Origin of the sequence: Streptomyces albidoflavus (assembly GCF_000719955.1) — a bacterium.
In the GTDB taxonomy this organism is placed as follows: domain Bacteria; phylum Actinomycetota; class Actinomycetes; order Streptomycetales; family Streptomycetaceae; genus Streptomyces; species Streptomyces albidoflavus.
The window spans coordinates 1-202 of record NZ_JOII01000115.1 but is presented as its reverse complement, the minus strand read 5'-3'; the positions used below and the strand labels follow the sequence as shown (position 1 = coordinate 202).

The 202-nt window shown below is 68.8% G+C and carries 1 protein-coding gene; it reads right to left on the bottom strand.

Annotated elements, in window-relative coordinates; all coding sequences use genetic code 11:
• Nucleotides 1-202, bottom strand: a 202-nt coding sequence (locus IF45_RS31880; protein WP_037638988.1) for an AMP-binding protein, incomplete at both ends; no start/stop codon positions are given.

The following is a 202-nucleotide window of genomic DNA, read 5'->3' as shown; positions in this document are numbered from 1 at the left end:
GACGGTCCACACGTCCTGGGGGCCGAAGCCGTAGAGGGGCTGGGAGTTGGCGAGGAGGTGGAGGACGGTGTGGTGTTCGATGGCGACGCCCTTGGGGCGCCCCGTGGAGCCTGAGGTGTAGATGACGTAGGCGAGGTCGTCCGGGGTGACCGTGGTGCTGGGTGCGGTTGTCGGCTGGTGGGCGAGGGTTTCGCGTTCGGTG